The following is a 25,925-nucleotide window of genomic DNA, read 5'->3' on the forward strand; positions in this document are numbered from 1 at the left end:
CGGCGGCCGAACGGGCATGAATCGGGTGTGAGCGCACATGTCGTGACGATTTCGGCGACGTTCGGCGCGGGCGGCGGCGCCGTCGGGCGGGCCGTGGCCGAACGGCTCGGGCTGCCGTTCGTCGACCGGGCCATCCCCGAGGCGGTCGCCGCCGAGATCGGCTGCACGCTGGAGGAGGCGCTCGCGCACGACGGCCGGGCCGAGACCGGAATCGGCCGGATCCTCGCGGGCGCCGCCCGGCTGCCGAGCGTCAGCCTCGGCGGGATGGACGTCCACCTGCCCGACCGCACGTTCGTCCCCGAAGAGGAGTTCGTCGAGCGGACGGAGCGGATCGTGGCCCGTGCGGCGGACGACGGCGGCGTGGTGCTCGGGCGCGCGGGCGCGGTCGTGCTGGCCGACGTCCCGCACGTCCTGCACGTACGGCTCGACGGGCCCCGCGAGCGCCGCCTCGCCCGCGCCGTCGCGTTCCCCGGCCCGCCGCCCCGCCCGCGCGGCGGCGAACCCGCCGGGCCAGGCGGACCGGCCGGACCGGCCGGACCGGGTGGGCCGGGCGGGGCCGGAGCGGGGAGCGGGACGCCGCAGCGCGAGGTTGAGCGTATGCTCGATGACAATGACCGCGCCCGCGCGGCCTACGTGAAGCACTTCTACGGGGCCGACCCCGCCGATCCGCGGCTCTACCACCTCGTGATCGACACCACCAGGCTGCCCGAGCCCCTCGCCGCCGACCTCGTCGTCGCCGCGGCGCGGGCCGTCTGAGCTTCGCGGAAGCGGCGGGCGGCGGCCCCCGGACGCGCGTCCCGCCGTGGGACGATGCGAGGCGGGACGAAGACGTACCCGGTAGCAGAGGGAGCAAGTGTCGTGGCGAGCGTGCCCAGCGTGTCGTACTCCATCACCGTCCGGCTGGAGGTCCCCGCGGGCGGCAAGGCCGTCAGCCAGATCACGCACGTGGTCGAGAGCGCCGGCGGCATCGTCACCGCCCTCGACGTCAACACCGCCGGGCACGAGACGCTCCGCATCGACGTGACCATCGCCACCCGCGACACCCAGCACGCCGAGGCGATCGCCGCCGCGCTGGAGAAGATCGACGCGATCCGGATCCACAAGGTCAGCGACCGGACGTTCCTCATGCACCTCGGCGGCAAGATCGAGATGCAGTCGAAGGTGCCGCTGCGGACCCGCGACGAGCTGTCCATGGCCTACACCCCCGGCGTCGCGCGCGTGTCCCTCGCCATCGCCCGCAACCCCGAGGACGTCCGCCGCCTGACGATCAAGCGCAACAGCGTGGCCGTCGTCACCGACGGGTCGGCGGTGCTCGGCCTCGGCAACATCGGGCCGGAGGCCGCGCTGCCGGTGATGGAGGGCAAGGCCGCGCTGTTCAAGCGGTTCGCCGGGATCGACGCGTGGCCGATCTGCCTGGACACCCAGGACACCGACGAGATCGTCCGCACCGTCCAGATCCTCGCGCCGGCGTTCGGCGGCATCAACCTGGAGGACATCTCCGCGCCGCGCTGCTTCGAGGTCGAGCGGCGGCTGCGCGACCTGCTCGACATCCCGGTGTTCCACGACGACCAGCACGGCACGGCGATCTGCGTGCTGGCCGCGCTGACCAACGCGCTGCGCGTCGTCGGCAAGGACATCGCCGACGTGCGGATCACGATGGCGGGCGCCGGCGCGGCGGGCACCGCGATCCTGAAGCTGCTCATGCACGCCGGGGCCCGCGACCTCGTGGTGTGCGACTACCGCGGCGCCGTCCACGGCGGCCGCGACGACCTCGACGACTCGCTGCGCTGGATCGCCGACCACACCAACGCCGACGGCTACGCGGGCGACCTGCGCGGCGCGGTCAAGGACGCCGACGTGTTCATCGGCGTCTCGGCCCCCGGCATCCTGAACGGCGACGACATCGCGACGATGAACGACGACGCGATCGTGTTCGCCCTCGCCAACCCCGAGCCCGAGGTGTCGCCGGACGAGGCCCGCGAGCACGCCGCCGTCGTCGCGACCGGCCGCAGCGACTACCCCAACCAGATCAACAACGTGCTGGCGTTCCCCGGCGTCTTCCGCGGGCTGCTGGACGCCCAGGCCAACGGGGTCACCGAGGAGATGCTCGCCGCCGCGGCCAAGGCGCTCGCCGACGTGGTCACCGAGGGCGAGCTCGGCCCCAACTACATCGTCCCGAGCGTCTTCCACCCGGACGTGAGCCCCCGCGTGGCGGGCGCCGTCCGCGAGGCCGCCGGCGGCAGGCCCCGCACCGAGGCGTAGCCGGGACGCGCGGGCCGGACTGGCGGGCCTCGGCCCGTCACGGGGTGCGGCGGCGGGACGGGGTGGCCCAGTCGCCCCGGCCCCGGCCCGGCCACAGCAGGCCCCAGAAGACCAGGACGCCGCCTCCGGCCAGGACGGCCAGGGCGGTGATCACCCGTACCGTCGTGCCTCCGCCCTCGCCCGTACGGGGCAGGCGGGCGGACTTCCCGCGGTGCGCGCCGCCCGTGCCCTGCTCGGCTCCTGAAAGGTCCTCCCCGTCTCCGAGGGCGGGGACGGGGAGGGCGGCGGCGTCGCCGTCGGGCGCGTGCCCGGCGCAGTCGGCCTTGCGTGAGGCCCGCGCGATCGTCCGGCCCTCCGAGGTGACGGTGATCGTCGTACGCCGCCTCTCGCGCAGCGTGGCGAGGCGCTGGGTCGTCTGGTCCGCCGGTACGCGCTCGCGCCGGACGACGCGTCCGTTGGAACGCAGCTCGTAGGTGTGGGGCGCGTCCGTGCCGTTCACCACGTTCACCGCGACCTGGCGCCGGGGGCAGCGGACGCCGCCGACCGTCGCCGTGAGCCCGGCGGCGGGCACGGCGAACGCAGGCCGCGCGGACGCGGGTCGGGCGGGCACGGCGGCGGGTGCTGCGGGCGGGGCGGGGGCCGTCATGGCGGCCGACGCGGCCAACGCGAGCAGCAGCACCACGCTTTACCCCCGGAATGGACGTGTCGCACCACTGGCATTCCTCACCCGGAATCGGGCGTTCAATACCAAAAGCGCGTCCAGAACGGCATGGGTTCCTTGACCTCGGCCGTTGCGGCGGAACGTCCGGAAGGGGGACGGCGGGAGGGGGACGGCGGGAGGGTCAGTCGGCCTTCTTGGCGAAGACCTGGTCGCGCCGGCGCGGCCAGATCCCGCCGTACCAGAAGATGATCAGGCCGGTGATCATGGCGGCGCCGCCCGTCGCGGTGCGGGCCCAGATCACGCCGTCGTCGGCGCCGGTGTGCGGGAGCCTGCTCGGCGGCGTCTTGGACGGCGCGGGCCCGCCGCCCGCCTTCTTGCAGTTGGCCTTGACCGTCCTGGTCTTCAGCGGCTCGTTCTTCCACGTCACCTGGAGGCGGGTGCCGCGGTCCTCGCGCAGCTTGAGCGTGGTCGTACGGGTCGCGCCCGCGGTGATCCGGCCGGGCACCGACGGCGCGTCGTCGTCGCGTTCGATGCCGTAGTCCTCGGTGCGCGGGCCGCGGTTGTGGACCGTGACCTCGATCGTGCGGCCGGGGCAGCGGACGGCGCCGACCGTGGCCGTCAGCGGCTTGACGGGCGACGACGGCGGCTTCGTCGTCGTCCGGGACGTGCTCGGGGACGGCGAGGGCGAGCGGCTGCCCCGGGAGGGGGACGGGGAGGTCGAGGCGTCGCCCGTGCCTGAGCCGCTCGTGCTCGGGGAGGGGGAGGAGGAGGTGGATTCCGGACTGCTGGAGGCCCGCGACTCCGATGAGGTGGTCTTCATCAGCGCGGGGATGGCGATCAGCGCCCCGATGACGAAGAACACGGCGGCGATGACGACCCTGGGCAACTGCATCGCGTCCTCCCCGGCCCGCCGGCGAACACCAAGCGGATGGCCGATGATCCTAGATCATTCTTAACCTTGGTCCGTCTCGTGCCGATACCCACGGCGATAGGTGTGCGTAACAGGCTAACGAGTGGGGGGACGTGCCGCCGGGGGTCTCAGCAAAGCATGATGGAGCCCATGGAAGACGGCATCCGGGTGGGGCTCCTGCTGGTCGCGACCCCCCAGCTCGACGATCCCAACTTCAGGCGCAGCGTCGTCCTGGTGGTGGAGCACGACATGGAGGGCGGAACGCTCGGAGTTGTCCTCAACCGGCCGACGGAGGTCCCGGTCGACCGCGTCCTGCCGCCGTGGGCCGAGCTCGTCACCGGCCCCTCGGTGGTCTTCCAGGGCGGTCCCGTCGCGCTCGACAACGCGCTCGCGCTCGCCAGGCTCCCCGGGGAGGACGAGCCGCTCGGGTGGCGCGCCCTGGACGGGGGCTCGGAGGTGTCGCGCGTCGGGCTCGTCGACCTGGACGCCCCGCCCGGCCTGCTGGCCGCCGAGCTGCTCCAGTTCCGCGTGTTCGCCGGGTACGCGGGCTGGTCGTCGGGCCAGCTCCGCTCGGAGATCGAGGACGGCGCCTGGTACCTGGTCCCCGCCGAGGCCGGGGACGTCTTCGCGGGCGACCCGGACCGGCTCTGGCAGGAGGTGCTGCGCAGGCAGGGCGGCGACCTGGCGTTCGTCTCCACCTTCCCGGAGGACCCGACGCTGAACTGAGAGCACCCGGCGCTGAACTAAGGTGATGGCCTGAGGAGGCCAAGTGAGCACGAAGATCCTGCCCGATCACGACACCGAGCGCGATACCCGCCCCGATCTGTCGCACGGCGACGGCGACCACGAGCGGTTCGCCCACTACGTCAAGAAGCAGAAGATCACCGAGAGCGCGGTGACCGGAACGCCGGTGATCGCGCTGTGCGGCAAGGTCTGGGTGCCCAACCGCGACCCGAAGAAGTACCCGGTCTGCCCGGAGTGCAAGGAGATCTACGAGTCCATGCAGTCGGGCGGCGGCGACAAGGACGGCTGACGTCCGCACGGCGCGGGCGTGCGGCGCGGGCGTGCGGCGCGGACGTGCGGCGCGGGCGTGCGGCGCGGGCGTGCGGCGCGGGCGTGCGGCGCGGGCGTGCGCGCCCGCCGAGGCGCGTGCGTGCGGCGCGTCCTGAGGCGTGCCGGTGGCGCGCGTGCGGGGCGCGCGTGAACGACGGGGTGTAGGCGAGGGGGAGCCGGCGGGACATCGCGGGGGCGGTGGACGCCGGATCCGATGATCCTGCGATCGGCCCGAGGGACGGCCGGTCGCGGGATCGCGACGTTTCACGACGGGGGAGAGCATGGGGCGGGGCATCGGGGTTTCACTGTGCGCGGTGGCGGTCACTTTCTGCGCAACCATTGTCGCCGTAGGTAGTGGCCCTGGTGGGCGTTCACCCGGTGGCCCCCCGAGAACGGCCGACGTGGTGGCGATGGGCCGGGCCGAGGGCGCTGTTTGCGGTTCTGTGGCGACGGGCGCGCACGGGCCCATGAACGGACGGGTCCGTACGGACTCCTGGCCCATCAGCCTTCTGAGCGCCGTCCAGCCCGTCCAGACCGTTCGACCCGCCCAGCTCGTTCAAGCCCCGCTGTGGGGACGGCCGCCGGGACGGGACGAGACCAGGGACCCGGACGACCTCGACCGCGCGCAGACGCTGTCGATGCTCGACGACCTCCGGCGCACGCTCACCGGCCTGTTCGGAACGGCCGACGAGCGGGTCATCGACACGCCGCGCAGGCGCGCCGGGCGGATCAGGGTGCCGGTCCGGTTCCACGCGATCACCGACGGGCGGCGGGGCCGGGTGTCGCGCGCGGCCGCGCGGCGGCAGATCGCGACGCTCAACGCCGCGTACGGCGGGCGGACGGGCGGGGCCGACACCGGCGTGTCGTTCCGCCTCGTGTCGTTCGAGGTGACGCGCAACCGGGCGTGGTTCCGGCAGCCGCAGCGGCACGAGAGGGCGATGAAGGGCAGGCTGCGGCGCGGCGGGCGCGGGACGCTCAACCTGTTCAGCGCGGCCGTCGGGTCCGACGTGCTGGGCTTCTCGACGTTCCCGCAGTGGTACCGCCGGGCGCCCGGCAAGGACGGCGTGGTCGTCGACCACCGCAGCCTGCGCGGCGGCGCGTTCGAGCACTACGACCGCGGCTACACGGCGGTGCACGAGATCGGGCACTGGCTCGGGCTGTTCCACACGTTCGAGAACGGCTGCCAGGCGCCCGGCGACGCCGTCGCGGACACGCCCTACGAGGCCGTTCCGACGGAGGGCTGCCCCGGCTCCAGGGACACCTGCCCGCAGTCCGGAGCCGACCCCGTGCACAACTTCATGAACTACGGGTGGGACGACTGCATGCGCGAGTTCACACCCGGGCAGGGACGGCGCATCCGCGCCGCGTGGGCGGCGTTCCGGGCCCCCGGGGCGCGGGAGCGCGCGGCGGCCGGAGGGGGCGTCGCGGCACGATCTGTCGGTGGGGCTCGGTAGCCTTCGATGACCGTGAGCACCTTCGCCGCATCGAGCATGCCCCCCGCCTTCCCCGAGCGGGCCGCCTGGGGGACCGCCCAGTCCCTGCGCGCCTGGCAGGAGCAGGCGCTGCGGGCCTACTTCGGGTCCGACGGGCAGCAGCCCGGCCCGCGCGACTTCCTGACCGTCGCGACGCCCGGCGCCGGTAAGACGACGTTCGCGCTCCGCCTGGCCCGCGAGCTGCTCGAACGCCGCATCGTCGCCGGTGTGACGATCATCTGCCCGACCGAGCACCTCAAGCGGCAGTGGGCCGAGTCGGCGGCCCGCGTCGGCATCAAGATCGACCCCGAGTTCCAGAACGCGCAGGGCCGCGCGGGCAAGGACTTCGACGGCATCGCGGTGACCTACGCCACGGTCGCCGCGCGGCCCGCGCTGCACCGCAACCGCACCGAGGCCCGCAAGACGCTGGTCATCTTCGACGAGGTGCACCACGCGGGCGACGGCCTGTCGTGGGGCGACGCGGTGCGCGAGGCGTTCGAGCCGGCGACGCGGCGGCTGGCGCTGTCGGGCACGCCGTTCCGCACCGACATCAACCCGATCCCGTTCGTCCAGTACGAGGAGGGCCCCGACGGGATCCGCCGCAGCCGCGCCGACTACACCTACGGCTACGGCCCGGCGCTCGCCGACGGCGTCGTCCGCCCGGTCATCTTCCTGGCGTACGCGGGCGCGATGCGGTGGCGCACCCGCGCGGGCGACGAGATCACCGCGACGCTCGGCGAGCCGCTCACCCAGGACCAGATGTCGCAGGCGTGGCGGGCCGCGCTCGACCCGAAGGGCGACTGGATCCAGCAGGTCCTCGCCGCCGCCGACCGGCGCCTGACCGAGCTGCGCCGCGCGATCCCCGACGCGGGCGGCCTGGTCATCGCGACCGACCACGAGGCGGCCCGCGCCTACGCCAAGATGCTGCGCGCGGTCACCGGGCAGGGCGCGACGATCGTGCTGTCGGACGACCCGACCGCGTCCAAGAAGATCAAGCAGTTCAGCGACTCCGAGGACCGGTGGATGGTCGCGGTCCGGATGGTGTCGGAGGGCGTCGACATCCCGCGCCTCGCCGTCGGGGTGTACGCGACGTCCACCAGCACGCCGCTGTTCTTCGCGCAGGCGATCGGGCGCTTCGTCCGGGCCCGCAAGCGCGGCGAGACGGCGTCGGTGTTCCTGCCGTCGGTGCCGACGCTGATGGGCCACGCCGCCGAGATGGAGACCGAGCGCGACCACGTGCTCGACCGGCCCGTCCGGGAGGACGGCCTCGACGACGACCTGCTCGCCGAGGCCAACCGCGAGCGCGACGCGCCCGACGACGTGATCGGCGAGGAGCTGGCGTTCGAGACGGTCGAGGCGTCCGCCACGTTCGACCGGGTGCTGTACGACGGCGGCGAGTTCGGGATGCACGCCGAGCCCGGCTCGGCCGAGGAGGAGGAGTACCTCGGCATCCCCGGCCTGCTGGAGCCCGAGCAGGTGTCGGCGCTGCTGCGCAAGCGGCAGGCCGAGCAGATCGCCAAGGACCGCAAGCGCAAGACCGGCGACCCCCGCGCCGACCGGGCGGCCGACCGCACCGCCGCCGAGGACCTCGCCGCCCTCCGCAAGGAGCTCCAGGGCCTCGTCGGCGCGTGGAACCACCGCACCGGCCAGCCGCACGGCGTCATCCACAACGACCTGCGCCGCTCCTGCGGCGGCCCGGCGATCGCGCAGGCCAGCGCCGAGGACATCCGCAAGCGCATCGCCAAGATCCGCGAATGGGCCACCAAGCGCCGCTCCTGAGGCCCGGCCGGCGGGCCCGGCCTTCGGCGCTAGGGCAGGTCCAGGGCCTTAGGGCAGGTCCAGGGCCTTCACGATCCGGGTGACGATCTCGTCCGGGGCGCCGGTCACGGGGACGTGCAGGACGGGTTCGTCGGCGGCCGGGCGCTCCAGGTCGCGGAACTGGCTGTCCAGCAGGCCGGGCTTGAAGAAGTGGCCCTTGCGCGCCCGCATCCGCGCGGCGATCAGGTCGCGGTCGCCGTCGAGGAAGACGACGTGGACGCCGGGGACGCGGCCCGCCGTGAGCCGGTCGCGGTAGGCGCGCTTCAGCGCCGAGCTGGTCACGACGCCGGGACGGCCCTCCGCGAGCCGTCCGGCGATCCAGGCGGAGATCGCGTCGAGCCACGGGCCCCGGTCGGCGTCGGTGAGGGCCGTTCCGGCGCGCATCTTGGCGATGTTGGCGGGCGGGTGGAAGTCGTCGGCGTCGGCGAAGTCCCAGCCGAGGCGTTCGGCGAGCAGGCGGCCGACGGTCGACTTGCCGCTGCCCGACACGCCCGTCACCAGCAGGACGGTCGGCGCCGAGCCGTCCGGTCCGGGAACGGCGGGAGGCGGGACGGCGGGGGAGCCGGGGACTCGGGCATGCCGGTCAGGCCCGGACGACGGGCGAGCCGGTGAGCGTGACGCCCTCGCGGCGCAGCTCGTCCAGCGCGCGGTCGGCGGAGTCCTTGGCGACGGCCGCGGTGAGGTCGAGCAGCACGGTCGTGCGGAACCCGCCGCGCGCCGCGTCGACCGCCGTCGCGCGCACGCAGTGGTCGGTCGCGATCCCGACGACGTCGACCGCGTCGACGCCGCGCGCGGAGAGCCAGTCGGCCAGCGGGACGCCGTCGTCCGTCGCGCCCTCGAAGCCGCTGTAGGCGGCGGTCTCGCGGCCCTTGCTGAACACGGTCTCGATCGGCGCGAGCGCGAGGTTCGGGTGGAAGTCGGCGCCGGGCGTCCCGATCACGCAGTGCGGCGGCCACGAGTCGGAGAAGTCGGGCGTCGCGGAGAAGTGCGCGCCGGGATCGAGGTGGAAGTCGCGCGTCGCGACGACGTGCGCGTACTCGTCGCGGTGGGCGCGCACGTGAGCGGACACGGCGGACGCCACGTCCGCGCCTCCCGTCACGCCGAGCGACCCGCCTTCGCAGAAGTCGTTCTGCACGTCCACGATGATCAGAGCCTTGCCCATGACCGCTCCCCGGACCGTTCCTCTAGCCGACGCCTCGGCACGTACCTGGACACCTACCCGGACGCTACCCCAGCGGCCGCTCAGCGGCGGGGGCCGCCGTTGACGAACTCGGTCGGCACGGCGGGCTCCCCGCGCGAGAGCTGGAGCGCCGTCGCGGGCAGCTCGTCCACCGAGCGCCGGTGCCGCTCGCGGGCCTCGGCCAGGTCCTCGCGGCCGACGATCTCGCCGTCCCGGACGAGCGGGACGTGCAGCACGCGGTCGCGCGGCCCGGGGGTCGGCTCGCCGGTCGTGACGGTCTCGGCGTACGCGGTGCCGCGCGCGTCCACGCAGCGCACCGCCGCCTTGCGCCCGCCCCGGGTCGGCTTGCCCGTGGACCGCTTGGCGACCGGGCGCATCGGCGCGCCGTCGTCCGGGCCGTCCGCGCGGGCGACGAGCTTGTAGACCAGCGACGCGGTGGGCGCGCCCGACCCCGTCACCAGGGACGTGCCGACGCCGTAGCCGTCCACGGGGGACGCGCCGAGCGCCGCGATCCCGTACTCGTCGAGGTCCCCGGTCACCACGATGCGGGTGTCGTGCGCGCCGAGCGAGTCGAGCTGCTCGCGGACCAGGCCCGCCACCGCGCCGAGGTCGCCGCTGTCGATCCGCACCGCGCCGAGGCCGGGGCCCGCCAGCTCGACCGCCGTGCGGACGGCCCGTTCGACGTCGTAGGTGTCCACGAGCAGGGTGGTGGACTCGCCCATCGACGCGAGCTGCGCCTCGAACGCGTGCCGCTCGCTGTCGTGCAGCAGCGTGAACGCGTGCGCGCTCGTCCCGGCGGTCGGCACGCCGTACCGGCGGCCCGCCTCCAGGTTGGAGGTGGTGGTGAAGCCCGCGACGTACGCGGCGCGCGCGGCGGCGACGGCGGCGCGCTCGTGGGTGCGGCGCGAGCCCATCTCGATCAGGGGGCGGCCGTGCGCGGCCCGCACCATCCGGGACGCGGCGGAGGCGATCGCGCAGTCGTGGTTGAGGATCGACAGCGCGACGGTCTCCAGCAGGACCGCCTCGGCGAACGTCCCCTCCACCACCAGAATCGGCGATTCCGGGAAATAGCACTCGCCCTCGGGGTATCCCCAGATGTTCCCCGAGAACCTGTACTTCTCCAGCCATTCGGCGGTCGGCTCGTCCACCACGCCGTTGGCGGTCAGGTACTCCAGCACCGCCCCGTCGAAGGCGAACGACTCGATGGCGTCGAGCAGCCGGCCCGTCCCGGCGACGACGCCGTAGCGCCGCCCGGCGGGCAGATGGCGCGCGAACACCTCGAACACCGCGCGCCGTTCGGCCGTGCCGCTGCGCAGCGCGGCCTGGAGCATGGTCAGCTCGTACCGGTCCGTGAGCAGGGCGGTGCTCTCGCGGGGGTCGTTCTCAAGGTCCACAGGTGGAACCCTACGGCCCGCCGCGTGCACCATGGACGTGCAGGCCACCACACCTCGCGCCGTGCGGGGCGCATAGCATCGGAGGCTGTGGGCGGAGCGAACCCGGCGGGGAGAGGGGGAGACGCGGCGATATGAGCGCTGCCGTGAGCGAGGTGGTCATGGGTACGGCGCCCGCGCCGGTCGAGCTGGAACGGCCGGACGTCCACGAGGACCTGGGCGCCGACCGGCCGTGGCTGGCCATCGTCTGGAACGACCCGATCAACCTGATGTCGTACGTCACCTACGTCTTCCAGGCCGTCTTCGGCTACCCGAAGGCCAAGGCCGAGAAGCTGATGATGGACGTCCACCACAAGGGGCGCGCGGTGGTGGCCAACGGCACCCGCGAGGAGATGGAGCGCGACGTGGAGATCCTCCACTCCTACGGCCTGTGGGCCACCGTCAAACGGGACGACTGAGCGGGGGCCCGCCGAAGCCATGAGCACAGTGAAGAAGGGGCGCAAGGGCGTCGTCGTACGCCTGGAGCCCGAGGAGGCCGCGCTGGTGCGGGCGCTGATGGAGCAGCTGGTCACGCTGCTCGGCGACGCGCCCGACGGCGACGACGAGCTGGCCTCCATCGGCATCGCCGACAAGGCCGAGAAGCCGGACGACCCGGTCCTCGCCCGGCTGTTCCCGGACGCCTACCGCGACGACGGCGACGCGGCCGGGGAGTTCCGCCGCTACACCGAGCTCGGGCTGCGCGACGGCAAGCGGGAGGCCGCGGGCACGGTCCTCGGCGCGCTGGCGGACGCGACGTCGTCCGGCGTCGACACCGTCCTCGACAAGGAGCAGGCGCAGGCGTGGCTGCGCGCCCTCAACGACGTGCGCCTCGCGCTCGGCACCCGGCTCGACATCAGCGAGGAGTGGTACGAGGAGGCGCAGGACCTCGACCCCCGCGACCCGCGCACCGCGATGTTCGCCGCGTACGACTGGCTGACGATGCTCCAGGAGAGCCTCGTCCAGGCCGTCTGGTAGCGCCCGGCGCCGGGGCCCGGCGCCCGGGGCCGTGACCGCGTCCGGTCACGGGTGTCCGTCACCGTTACACAATGTCCGCCCGGCGTCGCGTTGTGTGTTGCTATGTTGACGGCAAACCCCCATGGGAGGCCCCACATGTCTTCCCTTCACAACGGCGGCCCCGGCGGCGGTCTCGACGGCGGCCCGGACGGCGCCCCCGCGCGCACGGCCGTCGGCCGCATGAAGTTCGGCGACCACCTCTGCCTCACCTACGACAACGAGGAGGAGCGCTATGCCGTCCTGATGGCCTACATCCGGGACGGGCTCCGCGCCGATCACAAGATCATCTACCTGGCCGACCAGGAGAACCCCCGCGACGTCCTCGAACGCCTCGCCGCCGAGGCCGGCAAGGACGAGGACGCGCTGCGGACCGCGGCGGACGAGGGGCACCTCGCGATCCGCCCGATCATCGAGGCGTTCATGGCGACCGGGCGGTTCGACCCGGACGAGACCGTCGCGCTGCTCGGCACCGAGATCGAGCTGGCCCTCGTCCAGGGCTACGACGGGGTGCGGATCACGGGCGAGACGTCGTTCTCGGTGCGCGGCTGGCCCGGCACCGAGCACTTCGCCGAGTTCGAGCACAAGTGCCAGCAGGCGTTCCAGGCCCCCGGCACGCGGGCGATGGCGATCTGCCAGTACGACCGCCGGTGGTTCGGGCCCGACCAGCTCAGGATCCTGGAGTCCTGCCACGACGGCCGGGTCCGGGTGGACGACCTGTACGCCGACGGCGTGCTGACCATCACGCCCACGTTCACCCCGCCGGGGCTGCGGCTCACCGGCGCGGTCGACGAGTCCACGCTGCCCGGCCTGCTGGAGGCGCTGCACGGCGCGGCCGGCCGGGCCGGGCACCTCTGCCTCGACCTGTCGGGGCTGGAGTTCTGCGACCTGGAGGGGCTGCGGGTGCTGATCGGCGCGGGCCGGGAAGGCGCGTCCCTGGAACGGCAGGTGGTCCTGCGCGGCATGCCCGACTACCTCGGGCTCATGATGAGACTCGCCGGGTGGGACTCCGCGCCCGGCGTCTACCTGGAGGGGGCGATCCGATGAACGCCTTCACCGGAACCGGCGACGCGACCGGCAGGGGCGGCGCCCCGGGCCCGTACGCCGCGACCGGACGCGACGCGCTGGTCCACCGGGCGCTGCTGCACCGCACCGACCGCGAGTTCGCCACCGCCGCCGTGCCGTACCTGCGGGAGGGCCGCCGCGACGGCGACGCCCTCGTCGTGATCGCCTCCGCCGCGTTCGGCGACCTGCTGCGCGAGCAGCTCGGCGAGCGCGACGCGGCGCCGATCGAGTTCCCCGACCGGGACGCCTGGTTCGCGGGCCCGATGCACGCGTTCGCGGCGTACCACGACCGGGCCCGCGCCGACTGGTGGCCGCGCGGGCGGCTGCGGCTGCTCGTCCAGCCCGTCTGGGAGGGCCGCACCGCGCTGGAGGTCAGCGAGTGGAAGCGGCACGAGGCCCTGATCAACGTCATGTTCGCCGGGACCCCGACGTCGATGCTCTGCGCGTACGACGCGGCGGCGCTGCCCGGCGGCGTCCTCACCGACGCCATGCGCACGCACCCCGAGTTGCAGGACGCCGGCGGGGTGCACCCGAGCGGGCGGTTCACCGACCCGGCCGACGTCTACGCCGAGTGCAACGCCGCGCCGCTGGCGCCGCCGCCACCGGACGCCGCCCGCAGGATCTTCGCGAGCGGCGAGCTTCCCGGGCTGCGCGCGTTCCTGCGCGGCGAGGCGGTCAGGCACGGCCTGCCCGACGCCGCCTGCCTGCCGTTCGTCCTCGCGGTCAACGAGATCGCGACCGGGATCATCCGCGACGGCGGCGGGCACGGGTCGCTGTGGGTGTGGACCGAGGGACGCGAGCTGGTCTGCGACCTGACCGACCCGGCGTTCGCGCTGGACGACCGGTTCCTCGGCTACGCGCCGCCGCGCGGCGGCCGGCGCGGCGAGGCCGCCATGTGGGCGGTGCGGCGGCTGTGCCACATCGTCGAGATCCGTTCGGGCGCGCACGGCACCCGCGTGCGGATGCACGTGAGGCTGCCCGGCTGAGTCCCGCGTCCGGCCCGTCCCGGCCCGTCCCGGCCCGTCCCGGCGCCCCGCGCGCCGGGTCGGGCGGGGCGGGCGGCGTCGTCCTGGAGGGGCCGACCTGGAGGGGCCGGAGCCGGAACGGTCCCGGTAATCTGCTCGGCATGCTGACGATCGAACGAGCCCTGGTCGACCTGATCGTCGCGCACGCGCGCGCCGACCACCCCGACGAGGCGTGCGGCGTGATCGCGGGCCCGGCCGGGTCCGACCGGCCCGTCCGGCACATCGCGATGGCCAACGCCGAGCGGTCGCCGACGTTCTACCGGTTCGACTCGCAGGAGCAGCTCAAGGTGTGGCGGGAGATGGACGACCGCGACGAGGAGCCGGTGGTGATCTACCACTCGCACACCGCGACCGAGGCGTACCCCTCCCGGACCGACGTCTCCTACGCCGCCGAGCCCAACGCGCACTACGTGCTGGTGTCCACCCGCGACGCCGACGACGTGGAGTTCCGCTCGTACCGGATCCTGGACGGCGAGGTGACCGAGGAAGAGGTCACGGTCGTCGATGCCTACGCCTGACCTCGAAATCCGGCCGAACCCGGCAGGGGGCGGGCGCGTTCCGGCCGGTAAACTGGCGGCCATGCGGACGAACGAGCAGCGGGCCGGCGCCGGGCGCGGGCCCTGCGACGGCGCTCGCTCCCGCGCCGCCTCTCCCGTACAGAGCTTCCTGTTCGGGCACTCGCGCGCCGAGGTCGTCTACGACTGTCGCTGACGCGCCGACTCCGCCCGGAATTCCCCCGCGCCCCGCCCTGTTGTGCCAAGCCGTGGGCGGGGAGCCCCGTACGACCTAAGGAGATCATCGCGATGGCGATCGAGGTCCGGATCCCGACGATCCTGCGCAACCTGACCGACGGCGCCAAGGCCGTCGAGGGCAAGGGCGGCACGCTGGACGAGCTGTTCGCCGACCTGGACGTCCGGCACCCCGGCCTGCGGGCCCGGCTGGTGGACGACAAGGGGCTGCGCAAGTTCGTCAACGTGTACCTGAACGACGAGGACGTGCGGTTCCTCGGAGGGCTGGACACCGCGCTGTCCGACGGTGACAACGTCACCATCCTCCCGGCCGTCGCCGGGGGCTAGCCCCCATGCGCTTCGACTCGTTGCTCGACTCCCTCGGGCGCACGCCCCTGGTGGGCCTGCCCGGGCTCTCCCCGAGCGCCGACGTGCGCCTGTGGGCGAAGCTGGAGGACCGCAACCCGACCGGCTCGGTCAAGGACCGGCCCGCCTTCTGGATGATCGAGAAGGCGGAGAAGGACGGCCTGCTCACCCCGGGCTGCACGATCCTGGAGCCGACCTCCGGCAACACCGGCATCTCGCTCGCCATGGTCGCCAAGCTGCGCGGCTACTCGATGGTGTGCGTGATGCCGGAGAACACCTCGGCCGAACGGCGCCAGCTCCTGGAGATGTGGGGGGCGCGCGTCATCGCGTCCCCGGCGGCGGGCGGCTCCAACGAGGCCGTCCGCGTCGCCAAGGGGCTGGCGGCCGACAACCCCGACTGGGTGATGCTCTACCAGTACGGCAACGAGGCCAACGCGCTCGCCCACTACGAGACGACCGGCCCCGAGATCCTGGCGGACCTGCCGACCGTGACGCACTTCGTCGCGGGGCTCGGCACCACCGGCACGCTGATGGGCGTCGGCCGGTTCCTGCGCGAGCGGGTGCCCGACGTCAAGATCGTCGCCGCGGAGCCCCGGTACGGCGAGCTGGTCTACGGCCTGCGCAACATCGACGAGGGCTTCATCCCGAGCTGTACGACGACTCTGTGCTGACCACCCGCTTCTCGGTGGGGTCGGCCGACGCGCTGCGCCGTACCCGCGAGCTGCTGGAGCGGGAGGGCATCTTCGCGGGCGTCTCCACGGGCGGCGCCCTGCACGCGGCGCTCGGCATGGCCCGCAAGGCCGTCAAGGCGGGCGAACGCGCCGACATCGCGTTCATCGTCGCCGACGGCGGCTGGAAGTACCTGTCCACGGGCGCCTACGCCGGCACCCTCGAAGAGGCCGAGGCCCGCCTCGAAGGCCAGCTCTGGGCCTGACCCGCACCACCCGCCGTTCCCCAGCCCCGCCCCGGTCCCGAACCGGCGTCCGACGCCGACGCGGGACCGGGGCGGGGTAAGGTCGTTCTCGAACGTGATTCTAGGATGCTGGAGGTCGGATGGCGGGGTTCGCGGAGGCCACGGCGGTGACGCGGGTCGGCGAGGGGCGCTACTCCGTGCTGCTGGACGAGGCGTTCGGGTTCGCCGAGGCCCTCAACGGCGGCTACCTCATGGCGGTCGTCGGGCGGGCCGCGGTGGACGCCTCGCCGCACGAGCATCCCGTGTCCACGGCGACCAGCTTCCTGCGGGTCGCCAAGCCGGGGCCCGCGGAGGTCCACGTCGAGCAGCGCAAGACCGGCCGTACGGCCGCCACGTCCCGCGTGTCCCTCGTCCAGGGCGGCGAGCCCGTCGTGGACGCGCTCGTCGTCACCGGCACCCTGGACGCCGCCGGGGAGCCCGACTGGACCGGCGAGGCGCCCGCGCCGGCGCTGCCGCCCATCGACGCCTGCTGCACGTTCGACAGCGGCAAGGCCGACCGCGGCTTCGCCGACCAGGTCGACATGCGCTTCGACCCGTCCACCATGGGCTGGCTGGACGGGCAGCCGAGCGGGCGCCCCGAGATCCGCGCCTGGTTCCGGTTCCGCGAGGCGCACGAGCCCGACGCGTACGCCCTCGCGCTCGCGGTGGACGCGCTGCCGCCCGTCGCGCTCAACATGGGCGCCCGCGGCTGGTCGCCGACCGTCGAGCTCACCTGGCACATGCGCGCCGTCCCGGCGCCGGGCTGGCTCGCGATCCACGGCGGCGGGCGGCTGGTGACCGGCGGCTGGTTCGACGAGGAGGTCGAGGTCTGGGACTCGGCCGGACGGCTCGTCGCGCAGAGCCGCCAGATCGCCCGCATGGGCCGTCCCGCCCGGCGCTGACCCCCGCTGTTCGTCCGCCGCGCTCTTGCGGGGCCGTCCGGACGGGTGTTCCGGACGGGTTTCGGGCGGTCAAGGCGGTCCGTTGACCTCCGCCGTGCCGACGCTTGGTGATCGGGCGATGATTTCCGGTGCGTGACGATGTGATGTACGACGCATGACGCACTGGCATGTCTGTGCGTCGCCTAGCCTTGTTGACCATGTCAGACGCGCCGATCGGGATCTTCGACAGCGGCTTCGGCGGGCTCACCGTCGCCCGCGCCATCCTCGACCAGCTCCCGAACGAGCCGATCGTCTACCTCGGCGACTCGGCGCGCCAGCCGTACGGCCCCCGGCCCATCGCGCAGGTCCGCGCGTACGCCCTGGAGATGCTCGACCAGCTCGTCGAGCAGGGCGTGAAGATGCTGGTCATCGCCTGCAACAGCGCGAGCGCGGCGATGCTGCGCGACGCCAGGGAACGCTACGAGGTGCCCGTGATCGAGGTGATCCACCCGGCGGCCCGGCGCGCCGCCCGCGCCACCTCCAACGGCGAGGTCGGGCTGATCGCGACCACCGCCACCGTCACCAGCCGGGCGTACGACGACGCGTTCGCCGCGGCCCCGCACATCCGGCTGACCAGCGCGGCGTGCCCGCGGTTCGTGGAGTTCGTCGAGGCGGGCGTCACGATGGGCGACGAGCTGCTGGAGGCGGCCCGCGACTACCTGGACCCGATCACCGAGAGCGGCTGCGACACGCTCATCCTCGGCTGCACTCACTATCCACTGCTGACCGGTGTCATCTCGTATGTGGTCGGCGACGGGGTAACACTGGTCTCAAGTGCCGACGAGACCGCCAAGGACGTGTATCGCGTGCTGCACGACCAGGGGCTTGCCAGAGCCGAGACGATGCCCGCCCCGCGGCACCGCTTCCACGCCACCGGCGACCCCGCCGTGTTCGCCGCCCTCGGCCGCCGTTTCCTGGGGCCCGAGATCGGTTCGGTGGAGACCGCCTTGAGCAAGGCTCTGGCCAACTGATTCCTCGGGGAGACAAGAGGAGGGGTGAGCGTGCGGGTCACCGTGATCGGCTGCTCGGGCAGCTTCCCGGGGCCGGACAGCCCGGCGTCCAGCTACCTGGTCCAGGCGGAGGGCTTCGCCATGCTGCTCGACATGGGCAACGGCGCCGTCGGATCGCTGCACCGCTTCCACGACATACTCGACATCGACGCGATCCTGCTCTCGCACCTGCACCCCGACCACTGCCTCGACCTCACGGTCTACTGGATCGCCCGGACGTACTGTCCCGACGGCCCCGCCCCCCGCATCCCCGTCTACGGCCCCACCGGCACCGCCGAGCACATGGTCAAGGCGTACGAGCCCGAGCCCAACCCCGCGATGACGCAGACGTTCGACTTCCAGGACCTGCGCCCCGGGCCGGTACGGATCGGACCGTTCACCGTCACCACGACGCTCGTCAACCATCCCGTCGAGGCGTACGGCATCCGCGTCGAGCACGAGGGCAGGGCGGTGACGTACTCCGGCGACACCGGCGTCAGCGACGCCCTGGTCGAGCTCGCGCGCGACTCCGACGTGTTCCTGTGCGAGGCGGCGTTCCTCCAGGGCCGCGACCTGCCCCCGACATGCACCTCACCGGCCGCGAGGCGGGCGAGCACGCCGCGCGCGCGGGCGTCGGCACCCTCGTCCTCACCCACCTGCTGCCGTGGAACGACCCCGCGCAGACGCTCGCCGAGGCCAAGGCGAGCGGCTTTCGCGGCACCATCGAGCTCGCCGAGGTCGGGCTCGCCTACGATCTCGGCCCCGGCCCCGCCACCCGCGTCCCGGCCGTCTGACCCGCCGAGTCACGGGCGGCAGGGCATTAGGGTGGTCGCCATGGCCCGCCCTGATGATCGTGCACCCGACCAGCTCCGTCCCGTCCGCGTCCAGCGCGGCTGGCTCGACCACGCCGAGGGGTCGGTGCTGATCGAGTTCGGCGGCACCCGGGTGCTGTGCGCCGCGTCCGTCCAGGACTCGGTGCCGCGCTGGCGGCGCGACAGCGGCCTCGGCTGGGTGACCGCCGAGTACGCGATGCTGCCGCGCGCGACCAACACCCGCAACGACCGCGAGTCCGTACGGGGCAGGATCGGCGGCCGCACGCACGAGATCTCCCGGCTGATCGGCCGTTCCGTCCGGGCCTGCGTCGACTTCAAGGCGCTCGGCGAGAACACCGTCCAGCTCGACTGCGACGTCCTCCAGGCCGACGGCGGCACCCGCACCGCCGCGATCACCGGCGCCTACATCGCGCTCGCCGACGCCGTCGGCTGGATGCGCGAGAAGGGCCTGGTCCGGCACGACCCGTTCATCACCTCCGTCGCCGCCGTCAGCGTCGGCGTCGTGGACGGCGAGGCCCGCCTCGACCTGTGCTACGAGGAGGACGGCGCCGCCGACACCGACATGAACGTGGTGTGCACGGGCGACGGCCGGTTCGTCGAGGTGCAGGGCACCGCCGAGGGCGCCCCGTTCGACCGGGCCGAGCTGGACGCGCTGCTCGACCTCGCCGCGGGCGGCTGCGCCGAGCTCACCCGCCTCCAGGCGGAGGCGCTCGGACAGTGACCCGGATCGTCCTGGCGACCCGCAACGGCGGGAAGGTCGCCGAGCTGCGCCGCATCCTCGCCCCCGCCGCCGGGATCGAGGTCGTCGGCCTCCCCGCGGACGCGCCCGAGGTGCCCGAGACCGAGCTGACGTTCGAGGGCAACGCGCTGCTGAAGGCCCGCGCCATCGCCGCGTTCACCGGGCTGCCCGCCGTCGCCGACGACTCCGGCCTGTGCGTGGACGCGCTGAACGGCATGCCCGGCGTGCTGTCGGCCCGCTGGTCGGGACGGTTCGGCGCGGCGGCCGGCGACCGCGACCGCGCCAACCTCGACCTCGTCCTCGACCAGCTCGCCGACGTCCCCGACGACCGGCGCGCCGCCGGGTTCGTCTGCACCGCCGCGCTCGTCGTCCCCGGCGGCGTCGAGCACTGCGTCGAGGGCCGGATGCGCGGCGCCGTCATCCGCGAGCCGCGCGGGGCCAACGGCTTCGGCTACGACCCGATCTTCCTCCCCGACGGCCACACCCGTACGACGGCCGAGCTGTCCCCGGAGGAGAAGGACGCGATCAGCCACCGCGGCCGCGCCTTCCGCGCCCTGGCCGGGATCCTCCCCGACGCCCTGGCCGCCGCCGGCCTGACCTGACGGCCCGCCCGCGGGCCCGCGCCCGCGGGCCGGGACCGGCGGAGCCGCTGAGGCACTTGGGAGAAAAATCGGGGGCGTGACAACCTCGCGCGGGGCGGCGGGGGTTTACGAGGGTGAACGGTTTCCCAAGACCTACCCTCCCGAGGAGCACAATGATCGACAAAATGCGCGGGCGGCGCGGGCTCGCGTTCGGGCTGGCCGGAATCGGCGGCACCGGCGCGCTCGCCGCGGGCATCTGGCTGTCGGCGGCGTCGGCCGACTCGCCGCGGATCGAGCCGGTCGCCGCCCGCGGCGCGGCGGTGGCGCCCAGCGCCGCCCCCGCCCCGCCGTCCAAGCCCTCCAAGCCGTCCTGCCTCCCGCCGACGGCGCGCCCCGCTCCGCCCGCGCCGCCCACCGCCAAGCCGAGGCCGTCGAGGCCCGCGCCCGCGAAGCCGCGGCCGTCCAGGTCCGCCGAGCCGAGGTCCGTCAGGCCCGCGCCCGCCGACCCGTCGGTGCCCGGGAACCCGGCCGCCAAGCCGCGCCAGTGCGTGCCCCCGAGCGCGGAGCCGAGGCCGTCCCGCCCGCCGAAGGTGTCGCCGCGGCCGAGCGGGCCCGTGACGCCCGCCCCCATGCCGCCGCGGGCCCCGCGCCACGTCCCGTCCGCTCCCCGGGGGTAGGTGCGGTCTGTCCACGTTGAGCACCGAGGAGGTCCGCGGGGCCGAGATCACGTTCGACGCGTTCGTGACGGCCACCGCGGGCCGCCTGCTGCGCACCGCCGTGTTCCTGGTGTACGACCGGCACCTCGCCGAGGACCTCCTCCAGATCACCTACGAGCGGGTCGCGCGGCGGTGGCGGCGCGTCGCGTCCGGCAGCCCCGAGGCGTACGCGCGCAAGGTGCTGGTCAACCTCGCGATCGACGAGAACCGGCGGAGGGCGCGCCGCCGCGACCTGCCGGTCGGGTCCGTCGCCGACGTGGAACGCCTCGCCGGGGCGCCTCCGGTGCCGGGGGCCACCGGAGGCGAGCTGGACGAGGTGCTCGCCGCGCTGCCCGCCAAGCAGCGCGCCGTGGTCGTGCTCCGCTACTGGTGCGATCTCGGGGAGCACGAGATCGCCGAGACCCTCGGGATCTCCCGGGGCACCGTCAAGAGCCACACCGCGCGGGCGATGGCCGCGCTGCGGGAGCACGTGAGGGAGGGCCGGGCCGATGGACGATGAGCTCGAAGCCCTGCTGCGGGACCACTACCGGCGGGGCGCCGACGAGATCCACGCCGAGCCCGCGCTCGTACGGCGGTTCCAGGCCGCGGGCGCGGAGGAGGCCCGAACGGGCGCGATGTCCCTCAAGGCCCTGCTGCGCCGCTGGACGCTGCCCGTCCTCGCCGGAGCGGTGACGGCGGCGGTCGTCGTCGCCGTCGCGGTGTTCCTGTGGCCGGGTACGGACCGTTCGGACACGCCGCGCCCCCTCGGCCCGGCCACGCCCGCCACGTCGTCCCCGGCACCGTCCGGCTCCGAGTCGGCGAGCCCCGAAGCCCCGACGGCACGGCCGAGTAGACCGCAGGACCCGTCCACGCGCCCCCGGCCTCCGGCCACCCGAGATCGCCGGACCCGGCCCCGTCAGCGGAGCCCCCGGGCCATCCGCCCACCCGCGCCCCGTCCATCCCCGAGGCCCCCCGACCGAGCCTCCCGAACAGAAGGTAGGACCCGCCGGACAGATCGCGAAGCGATGCGGCACCCGCAAAGGCACGGTCAGGCCGCGAGCCGCCGGGCGAGCGGCCTGGGCCGGGACCTCAATCAACACCGGCTACGCGCAGGCCGGGCAGCATGGACCAGCCGACCGTGTCCATCACCGTGCGCAGCTGGGGCGAGACGCTGTCGAGGACGAGCGGGCCCGCGCCGCGGCGGCGGGCCGCGGCGTCGGCCAGCAGGTTGATCGCGCCGAGGTCGATGAACCCGAGCCCGGCGAGGTCGAGGTGGACCTCCCGGCCCCCGGCGCCCGACAGCACCGTGGACAGCGCCTCGTCCAGCACCGTGTGCCGGGACGCGTCCAGCTCGCCGCGCAGCGACAGCCCGGTCGGCTGGAACGTCCGAACGATCTTGAGGACGGAGTCCTCGAACTCGGGGTTCGGATCGACCCTCACGCCGTGGCAGGCGCGCAGCCCGGCGAGCGCCGCCGCGTCGCACGCGCGGCGGTCGAACTGGCAGACGGCGATCAGCCGGACGCTCGGGGCGACCAGCCGGTCCCACTCGCGCTCGCGGTCGAGCAGCGTCGCGAGCCCGCCCGGACGGCGCACCGCCCAGGTCAGGTCGGCCGTCACCCGGACCGCCCGGTACCGTTCCGGCCCGGCGCGGGCGGCCTCCGCGGCCAGCGCCTCCAGCGCGGCCTCCGGCCCGGCGCCGCCGCCCCGGTCGAACGGCACGACGCTCAGCAGCCCGTCCGCGTGCTCGCACGGCAGCCCCGGGACCGCGTCGGCGCCGGCGTCCGGGTCGGCCAGGTAGACGACCTTCTCGCCCGACCGCAGGCCGTCGCGGACGAACCCCGCCATCACGTGGCGGCGCTCCTCCTCGTTGGCGTACGCCAGCCAGGCGTGGTCGCCGGGCCGCAGGTCGCGGACCGGCCGCGGATACGAGCAGTACCTGTCCATCGCCTCTCCCACAGCGCCTTCCATCGCGGGCGGGCCGGGAGGTCCCGGCCCGCGTCCAGTACGACGTCCGAGGGAACGCGCGTACAGAGAGGATCACACCCGAACGCGCAGCCGCACGAACGTGCCGTCCCACCCCGAGCGAAGCTCCATCAAGTCCACCAGCAAACGCACCGTCCACAGGCCGAACCCCCGGTCGAGCGCCGACTCGGGCGGGATGAACCCGGTCAGCGGCCCCGGCCGCCACAGCCCGTGGTCGGCGATCTCGCACAGCACCTCGTCGCCGTCCCGCCAGATCCACAGCCCCATCGGCGGGACGCCGTGCCTCAGCGCGTTGGCCGCGACCTCGTTGGCCGCCGTCACGAGGTTGCGGACGGCGCGCGCGCCCACGCCGTGCGCGGCGGCCCGCTCGGCGACGAACGTCCGCAGCCCGTGCAGGTCGTCGTCCTCGATCGGCAGGTACTCGGCGTCACCGGGCCGGTCGAACCGCTGCGCCCGGTCGCAGCGCGTGCCGAACGACACCGGGTCGACGTAGCGCTCGTTCCACTCCCCGGGCCCCGCGCCGCCGCCCGTCCGCTCGCTCAGCAGCAGCGGGTGCGTGCGCCGCGCCTGCTCGATGACCGGCTCGGGCAGCGACGCCCGGTCGTACGGGCACAGCGCCCGCGCGCCCGACCCCTCGAACACCACGTTGATCAGCGACTCGTACCGGGTCCACTCCAGGAGCTGCCGGTCGTCCCACCCGGTCCACACCGGCTCGGCCAGGGCCCGGACGCGGCGCGGCGCATTGGCCGCCACGATCCGCTGGTAGTCCTTCAGCGTCCGTACGGGATGGACGTAGAAGCCCTCCGACGTGTAGAGGTCGACCGCGCGGGCGTCGTCGCCGAGCGTGTCGCGCAGCGCGCCGCGGTTGGCCTCGCGGACGACGGCGACGACCGCCTCGCCCGCCTCGATCCCCGCCCGCAGGAACGGCACGGCCGCCGCCAGGAACTCCTCGGGCCCGCCGTACAGGAACGCCCTGTGCTCCAGTCGCATCAAGCCACGCCCCCGTACGGCCGCGGGAGAGGCCGGGCAGCCGGTGCCAGCCCACCATCTCGATCACGACCTCGACGTCGGGCGGCAGGTTGTCGAGCACCAGGGCGTCCTCCTCGGGAGCTCGGTGGCGTGGTGCGCCAGCAGGTTGAGCCCGCCCAGGTCGATGAAGCCGAGCCGCGAGAGGTCCAGGTGGACGGGGCCGCGGTCGCCGCTTGCCTTGGTCAGCTCCTCGGCGAACACCGCGTGCCGCGCCGCGTCCAGCTCGCCCTCCACGCGCAGCCCGGCCGGGTCGAAGGTGCGGATGATCCGGAGGATTCCGTCGTCGAACTCGGGATCGACTTCCACGAGCACCTCGTGAGCGTTGCGGAGGGCGACCAGTTCGTCGCGGGGGCAGGCGTTGCGGTCGACCTGGCAGATCGCCTTGGCCATCGTGCTCGGCGAGACGGCCTCGCCGAGCCCGTGCTCGCAGCCGAGCATCTCGGTCAGCCGGGAGCGTCCGGGCTCGTTCAGCAGCCAGGTGAAGTCGGTCGTCAGCCGCACCTCGCGGAACCCCTCGCCGAACGCCGCGTCGACCTCCCGGCCCAGCGTGTCGAGCAGCATCGCGGGCTCGAACCGCCCGCGCCGGTCCAGGCACGCGGCCCGGCGGGGAGCACCCGGAGCTGCCCCGACCGGCGCGGCCCGTCGAGGTCGAGGCGGCACAGGCCCGGCAGCCCCTCCGCGGGCGCGTCGGTCACGTAGACGACCTTCTCGTTGGTGTGCAGACCGTCCCGGACGAACGTCCCGATGACTCGGTCGCGCTCTCCGGGGCCCGCGTACGCCAGCCAGCCGTGATCACCCGGCCGGACGTCGCTGACGGGGCGCTTGGCGAACCAGGTGGGTTCCATGGCATGTCCATCGAGGTTGGTGCGGGTGGGTTCAGCGTACGCCGCCGGGGAGGCTTTGGAAGCCCAATGCACGGAGTCCCTCACGCTCTGTCGACGGTGACGTTCCGACCTGCGGGAACGTGGGGCATCCTGAGCAGCAGCCGGACGACCGTCCGGTCACCCGTGCGGATCTGGACCGCCGAGCACAGCAGCCGTACGGCCCACAGGCCGAACCGCCCGCGGCCCGCGCCCCTCGGCGGGATCAGCCCGTACCCCGTGCCCGGGGCCCAGCGCCCCTCGTCGGTCACCTCGCACACCAGCACGGGGCCCGGTCCCGTCCACAGCCGCATCGCGATCGGCGGCCGGCCGTGCCGCAGGGCGTTGGTCACGACCTCCGTCACCGCGACGAGCAGCCGCTGGAGGTCCTCCTCGGGCAGCGCGGCCTGCCGCGCGTAGTCGCTCACGTACGCCCGCAGCCAGTACAGGTCGGGCACGTCGATCTTCAGCAGCTCCGCGTCGGCGGGCGGGTCGCTCAGCGGTTCCCGGTCGCACCGCGCGCTGTAGAGCCACGGGTCCACGTAGCCGGGATTGGCCACGACGCGGCTGCCCCGCACGCTCTCCGGATGCGTCCTGCGCGCCGCCGCGACCACCCCGGCGGGCAGCGCCCTCACCGCGTACGGGCACAGGATCCACGCGCCCGTCTCGCGGAACGCCACGTTCACGAGGGCCTCGACGCGCTGCCACTCGACCACCTCGGCCTCGGGGCGGGACGTCCACACGGGCTCGCCCAGCAGCCTGAGCCGCCGCCCCTGGCGGGCCGCCTCCTCGGCGTCGCCCAGGCAGTCGGCGAACGTCCGCGCCGGATGCCGGTACCACCGCTCGGCCTCGGCGAACTCGACGCCGTCCGCCACCGGCCCGAGGGCCTCACGCAGCACGAACCCGCTGGCGACGCTCGTCACCGCGACCACCCGGTCGCCGTCCTCGACGCCCTCCCGCAGGTAGGGCGCCGTCCCCGCCAGGAAGTCGTCCACCCCGTCGAAGGGGAGGACGCGATGGGCGAAGGCTCGGCTCACGGTTTCCCACCAGATCGCGGCGCCACGGCCCGCCGGCCGGACGGGCTCCCCCCACCCTAAGCCGCACCCCCGCCCAAACCCGACAGCCGTTTTTCACATGCCGCCACCGGCCGAGCGCCGCCCGGCAAGCCGCCGACGCCCATGGCCAGGACGCTAAGCTGAACGTGCCTCCTCCCCGAGGAACCGGACATATCCGGGCGGACGTGGCGAAATCGGCATACGCGGCAGGTTTAGGTCCTGTTGGTGGAAACACCGTGGGGGTTCGAGTCCCCCCGTCCGCACCCCGACACTTTGGCGACCTCGGC

At 74.1% G+C, this 25,925-nt stretch carries 28 protein-coding genes, 1 tRNA gene and 3 pseudogenes; 22 read left to right on the top strand and 10 right to left on the bottom strand.

Annotated features, from left to right (window positions below):
• Positions 1-27: 27 nt before the first annotated feature.
• Positions 28-756 (top strand): AAA family ATPase, encoded by a 729-nt coding sequence (locus tag GEV43_RS21605; protein ID WP_160822229.1) that lies wholly within the window; start codon positions 28-30, stop codon positions 754-756.
• Positions 757-858: 102 nt separating this feature from the next.
• Positions 859-2,262: an NAD-dependent malic enzyme gene (locus tag GEV43_RS21610; protein WP_160822230.1), complete on the top strand. Its 1,404-nt coding sequence runs from the start codon at positions 859-861 to the stop codon at positions 2,260-2,262.
• A 37-nt stretch (positions 2,263-2,299) separates the two neighbouring features.
• On the opposite strand, the gene GEV43_RS46915 is transcribed toward GEV43_RS21610, so the two are convergent.
• Positions 2,300-2,944 carry a hypothetical protein gene (locus tag GEV43_RS46915; RefSeq protein WP_164717143.1) on the bottom strand — a complete coding sequence of 215 codons (645 nt, stop codon included), beginning with the start codon at positions 2,942-2,944 and terminating at the stop codon, positions 2,300-2,302.
• A gap of 160 nt (positions 2,945-3,104) precedes the next feature.
• The gene (locus tag GEV43_RS21615; RefSeq protein WP_160822231.1) at positions 3,105-3,815 is read right to left on the bottom strand and encodes a hypothetical protein; all 711 of its coding nucleotides are present in this window, start codon (positions 3,813-3,815) and stop codon (positions 3,105-3,107) included.
• Positions 3,816-3,983: 168 nt separating this feature from the next.
• On the opposite strand from GEV43_RS21615, the gene GEV43_RS21620 reads away from it, so the two are divergent.
• The 4 genes from GEV43_RS21620 (at position 3,984) to GEV43_RS21635 (ending at position 8,137) form a co-directional block, all read left to right on the top strand.
• Positions 3,984-4,559, top strand: coding sequence for a YqgE/AlgH family protein (locus tag GEV43_RS21620; RefSeq protein ID WP_160822232.1), 576 nt, complete (start codon positions 3,984-3,986; stop codon positions 4,557-4,559).
• Positions 4,560-4,602: 43 nt separating this feature from the next.
• Positions 4,603-4,866 carry a DUF3039 domain-containing protein gene (locus tag GEV43_RS21625; RefSeq protein WP_160822233.1) on the top strand — a complete coding sequence of 88 codons (264 nt, stop codon included), beginning with the start codon at positions 4,603-4,605 and terminating at the stop codon, positions 4,864-4,866.
• 487 nt (positions 4,867-5,353) lie between these two features.
• Entirely contained in the window at positions 5,354-6,340 is a 987-nt protein-coding gene (locus GEV43_RS21630) for a zinc metalloprotease (RefSeq protein ID WP_160822234.1), read from the top strand.
• Positions 6,341-6,376: 36 nt separating this feature from the next.
• Complete coding sequence (locus tag GEV43_RS21635; RefSeq protein ID WP_160824692.1) at positions 6,377-8,137, top strand: DEAD/DEAH box helicase; 1,761 nt, start codon at positions 6,377-6,379, stop codon at positions 8,135-8,137.
• Between the two features lie 48 nt (positions 8,138-8,185).
• On the opposite strand, the gene GEV43_RS21640 is transcribed toward GEV43_RS21635, so the two are convergent.
• The 3 genes from GEV43_RS21640 to GEV43_RS21650 form a co-directional block, all read right to left on the bottom strand.
• Positions 8,186-8,674, bottom strand: coding sequence for a gluconokinase (locus GEV43_RS21640; RefSeq protein WP_309239760.1), 489 nt, complete (start codon positions 8,672-8,674; stop codon positions 8,186-8,188).
• An 85-nt stretch (positions 8,675-8,759) separates the two neighbouring features.
• Complete coding sequence (locus tag GEV43_RS21645) at positions 8,760-9,338, bottom strand: isochorismatase family protein (protein WP_160822235.1); 579 nt, start codon at positions 9,336-9,338, stop codon at positions 8,760-8,762.
• A gap of 80 nt (positions 9,339-9,418) precedes the next feature.
• The gene (locus tag GEV43_RS21650) at positions 9,419-10,783 is read right to left on the bottom strand and encodes a nicotinate phosphoribosyltransferase (RefSeq protein ID WP_160824694.1); all 1,365 of its coding nucleotides are present in this window, start codon (positions 10,781-10,783) and stop codon (positions 9,419-9,421) included.
• Positions 10,784-10,908: 125 nt separating this feature from the next.
• Between GEV43_RS21650 and clpS the strand changes: the two genes are divergently transcribed.
• The 15 genes and pseudogenes from clpS (at position 10,909) to GEV43_RS21720 (ending at position 21,231) form a co-directional block, all read left to right on the top strand.
• Positions 10,909-11,205: an ATP-dependent Clp protease adapter ClpS gene (gene clpS, locus GEV43_RS21655; RefSeq protein WP_160824695.1), complete on the top strand. Its 297-nt coding sequence runs from the start codon at positions 10,909-10,911 to the stop codon at positions 11,203-11,205.
• Between the two features lie 19 nt (positions 11,206-11,224).
• On the top strand, positions 11,225-11,761 hold the full coding sequence (locus tag GEV43_RS21660; RefSeq protein ID WP_160822236.1) for a DUF2017 domain-containing protein: 537 nt from the start codon (positions 11,225-11,227) through the stop codon (positions 11,759-11,761).
• 135 nt (positions 11,762-11,896) lie between these two features.
• Positions 11,897-12,844, top strand: a complete 948-nt coding sequence (locus tag GEV43_RS21665; protein ID WP_160822237.1) for an MEDS domain-containing protein — start codon at positions 11,897-11,899, stop codon at positions 12,842-12,844.
• On the top strand, positions 12,841-13,848 hold the full coding sequence (locus GEV43_RS21670; protein ID WP_160822238.1) for a sensor histidine kinase: 1,008 nt from the start codon (positions 12,841-12,843) through the stop codon (positions 13,846-13,848). The genes GEV43_RS21665 and GEV43_RS21670 overlap by 4 nt, the downstream gene beginning before the upstream one ends.
• Positions 13,849-13,988: 140 nt before the next feature.
• Positions 13,989-14,405, top strand: coding sequence for a Mov34/MPN/PAD-1 family protein (locus GEV43_RS21675; protein WP_160822239.1), 417 nt, complete (start codon positions 13,989-13,991; stop codon positions 14,403-14,405).
• Between the two features lie 61 nt (positions 14,406-14,466).
• Entirely contained in the window at positions 14,467-14,598 is a 132-nt protein-coding gene (locus tag GEV43_RS53865) for a hypothetical protein (RefSeq protein ID WP_302930925.1), read from the top strand.
• A 92-nt stretch (positions 14,599-14,690) separates the two neighbouring features.
• The gene (locus GEV43_RS21680; protein ID WP_160822240.1) at positions 14,691-14,963 is read left to right on the top strand and encodes a MoaD/ThiS family protein; all 273 of its coding nucleotides are present in this window, start codon (positions 14,691-14,693) and stop codon (positions 14,961-14,963) included.
• A 5-nt stretch (positions 14,964-14,968) separates the two neighbouring features.
• Positions 14,969-15,915 (top strand): annotated as a pseudogene (locus GEV43_RS21685) (PLP-dependent cysteine synthase family protein).
• Positions 15,916-16,034: 119 nt separating this feature from the next.
• Positions 16,035-16,835, top strand: a complete 801-nt coding sequence (locus tag GEV43_RS21690) for a thioesterase family protein (RefSeq protein ID WP_160822241.1) — start codon at positions 16,035-16,037, stop codon at positions 16,833-16,835.
• Positions 16,836-17,032: 197 nt separating this feature from the next.
• A complete protein-coding gene (gene murI, locus GEV43_RS21695) occupies positions 17,033-17,845 on the top strand; it encodes a glutamate racemase (protein ID WP_160822242.1) in 813 nt (270 codons plus the stop codon).
• Between the two features lie 30 nt (positions 17,846-17,875).
• A pseudogene (locus GEV43_RS21700) lies at positions 17,876-18,657 on the top strand (MBL fold metallo-hydrolase).
• Positions 18,658-18,697: 40 nt separating this feature from the next.
• A complete protein-coding gene (rph, locus tag GEV43_RS21705) occupies positions 18,698-19,417 on the top strand; it encodes a ribonuclease PH (RefSeq protein WP_160822243.1) in 720 nt (239 codons plus the stop codon).
• Positions 19,414-20,037, top strand: a complete 624-nt coding sequence (rdgB, locus tag GEV43_RS21710) for an RdgB/HAM1 family non-canonical purine NTP pyrophosphatase (protein ID WP_160822244.1) — start codon at positions 19,414-19,416, stop codon at positions 20,035-20,037. The genes rph and rdgB overlap by 4 nt, the downstream gene beginning before the upstream one ends.
• A gap of 152 nt (positions 20,038-20,189) precedes the next feature.
• The gene (locus GEV43_RS21715; RefSeq protein WP_160822245.1) at positions 20,190-20,693 is read left to right on the top strand and encodes a hypothetical protein; all 504 of its coding nucleotides are present in this window, start codon (positions 20,190-20,192) and stop codon (positions 20,691-20,693) included.
• A 16-nt stretch (positions 20,694-20,709) separates the two neighbouring features.
• A complete protein-coding gene (locus GEV43_RS21720; protein ID WP_160822246.1) occupies positions 20,710-21,231 on the top strand; it encodes a SigE family RNA polymerase sigma factor in 522 nt (173 codons plus the stop codon).
• A gap of 569 nt (positions 21,232-21,800) precedes the next feature.
• On the opposite strand, the gene GEV43_RS21725 is transcribed toward GEV43_RS21720, so the two are convergent.
• The 5 genes and pseudogenes from GEV43_RS21725 to GEV43_RS21740 all read right to left on the bottom strand — a co-directional run bounded on the left by GEV43_RS21725 (position 21,801) and on the right by GEV43_RS21740 (position 25,620).
• Positions 21,801-22,667: an MEDS domain-containing protein gene (locus GEV43_RS21725; protein ID WP_309239761.1), complete on the bottom strand. Its 867-nt coding sequence runs from the start codon at positions 22,665-22,667 to the stop codon at positions 21,801-21,803.
• Positions 22,668-22,748: 81 nt separating this feature from the next.
• The gene (locus tag GEV43_RS21730; protein ID WP_160822247.1) at positions 22,749-23,684 is read right to left on the bottom strand and encodes a sensor histidine kinase; all 936 of its coding nucleotides are present in this window, start codon (positions 23,682-23,684) and stop codon (positions 22,749-22,751) included.
• Positions 23,685-23,747: 63 nt separating this feature from the next.
• Complete coding sequence (locus GEV43_RS50725; RefSeq protein ID WP_375539102.1) at positions 23,748-24,113, bottom strand: STAS domain-containing protein; 366 nt, start codon at positions 24,111-24,113, stop codon at positions 23,748-23,750.
• Positions 24,099-24,568: pseudogene (locus GEV43_RS50730) on the bottom strand (MEDS domain-containing protein); the annotation flags it as partial. The pseudogene GEV43_RS50730 and the gene GEV43_RS50725, both read right to left, overlap by 15 nt.
• A gap of 80 nt (positions 24,569-24,648) precedes the next feature.
• Positions 24,649-25,620, bottom strand: coding sequence for a sensor histidine kinase (locus tag GEV43_RS21740; RefSeq protein WP_160822248.1), 972 nt, complete (start codon positions 25,618-25,620; stop codon positions 24,649-24,651).
• A gap of 197 nt (positions 25,621-25,817) precedes the next feature.
• Between GEV43_RS21740 and GEV43_RS21745 the strand changes: the two genes are divergently transcribed.
• A tRNA-Leu gene (locus tag GEV43_RS21745) sits at positions 25,818-25,901 on the top strand.
• The last annotated feature ends 24 nt before the right edge of the window (positions 25,902-25,925 follow it).

It is taken from the genome of Actinomadura sp. J1-007 (assembly GCF_009793335.1).
GTDB lineage: Bacteria > Actinomycetota > Actinomycetes > Streptosporangiales > Streptosporangiaceae > Spirillospora > Spirillospora yumaensis.

Excerpts from the sequence above, each read along its gene's own strand:
- GEV43_RS21730 (WP_160822247.1), bottom strand. The coding sequence starts at position 23,684 with ATGCGACTGGAGCACAGGGCGTTCCTGTACGGCGGGCCCGAGGAGTTC.
- GEV43_RS50725 (WP_375539102.1), bottom strand. The coding sequence starts at position 24,113 with ATGGCCAAGGCGATCTGCCAGGTCGACCGCAACGCCTGCCCCCGCGAC.
- GEV43_RS21665 (WP_160822237.1), top strand. The coding sequence starts at position 11,897 with ATGTCTTCCCTTCACAACGGCGGCCCCGGCGGCGGTCTCGACGGCGGC.
- GEV43_RS21650 (WP_160824694.1), bottom strand. The coding sequence starts at position 10,783 with ATGGTGCACGCGGCGGGCCGTAGGGTTCCACCTGTGGACCTTGAGAAC.
- GEV43_RS21675 (WP_160822239.1), top strand. The coding sequence starts at position 13,989 with ATGCTGACGATCGAACGAGCCCTGGTCGACCTGATCGTCGCGCACGCG.
- GEV43_RS21630 (WP_160822234.1), top strand. The coding sequence starts at position 5,354 with ATGAACGGACGGGTCCGTACGGACTCCTGGCCCATCAGCCTTCTGAGC.
- GEV43_RS53865 (WP_302930925.1), top strand. The coding sequence starts at position 14,467 with ATGCGGACGAACGAGCAGCGGGCCGGCGCCGGGCGCGGGCCCTGCGAC.
- clpS (WP_160824695.1), top strand. The coding sequence starts at position 10,909 with ATGGGTACGGCGCCCGCGCCGGTCGAGCTGGAACGGCCGGACGTCCAC.
- GEV43_RS21670 (WP_160822238.1), top strand. The coding sequence starts at position 12,841 with ATGAACGCCTTCACCGGAACCGGCGACGCGACCGGCAGGGGCGGCGCC.
- GEV43_RS21680 (WP_160822240.1), top strand. The coding sequence starts at position 14,691 with ATGGCGATCGAGGTCCGGATCCCGACGATCCTGCGCAACCTGACCGAC.
- GEV43_RS21615 (WP_160822231.1), bottom strand. The coding sequence starts at position 3,815 with ATGCAGTTGCCCAGGGTCGTCATCGCCGCCGTGTTCTTCGTCATCGGG.
- GEV43_RS21635 (WP_160824692.1), top strand. The coding sequence starts at position 6,377 with ATGCCCCCCGCCTTCCCCGAGCGGGCCGCCTGGGGGACCGCCCAGTCC.
- murI (WP_160822242.1), top strand. The coding sequence starts at position 17,033 with ATGTCAGACGCGCCGATCGGGATCTTCGACAGCGGCTTCGGCGGGCTC.
- GEV43_RS21690 (WP_160822241.1), top strand. The coding sequence starts at position 16,035 with ATGGCGGGGTTCGCGGAGGCCACGGCGGTGACGCGGGTCGGCGAGGGG.
- GEV43_RS21645 (WP_160822235.1), bottom strand. The coding sequence starts at position 9,338 with ATGGGCAAGGCTCTGATCATCGTGGACGTGCAGAACGACTTCTGCGAA.
- GEV43_RS21715 (WP_160822245.1), top strand. The coding sequence starts at position 20,190 with ATGATCGACAAAATGCGCGGGCGGCGCGGGCTCGCGTTCGGGCTGGCC.
- GEV43_RS21660 (WP_160822236.1), top strand. The coding sequence starts at position 11,225 with ATGAGCACAGTGAAGAAGGGGCGCAAGGGCGTCGTCGTACGCCTGGAG.
- GEV43_RS21620 (WP_160822232.1), top strand. The coding sequence starts at position 3,984 with ATGGAAGACGGCATCCGGGTGGGGCTCCTGCTGGTCGCGACCCCCCAG.
- rph (WP_160822243.1), top strand. The coding sequence starts at position 18,698 with ATGGCCCGCCCTGATGATCGTGCACCCGACCAGCTCCGTCCCGTCCGC.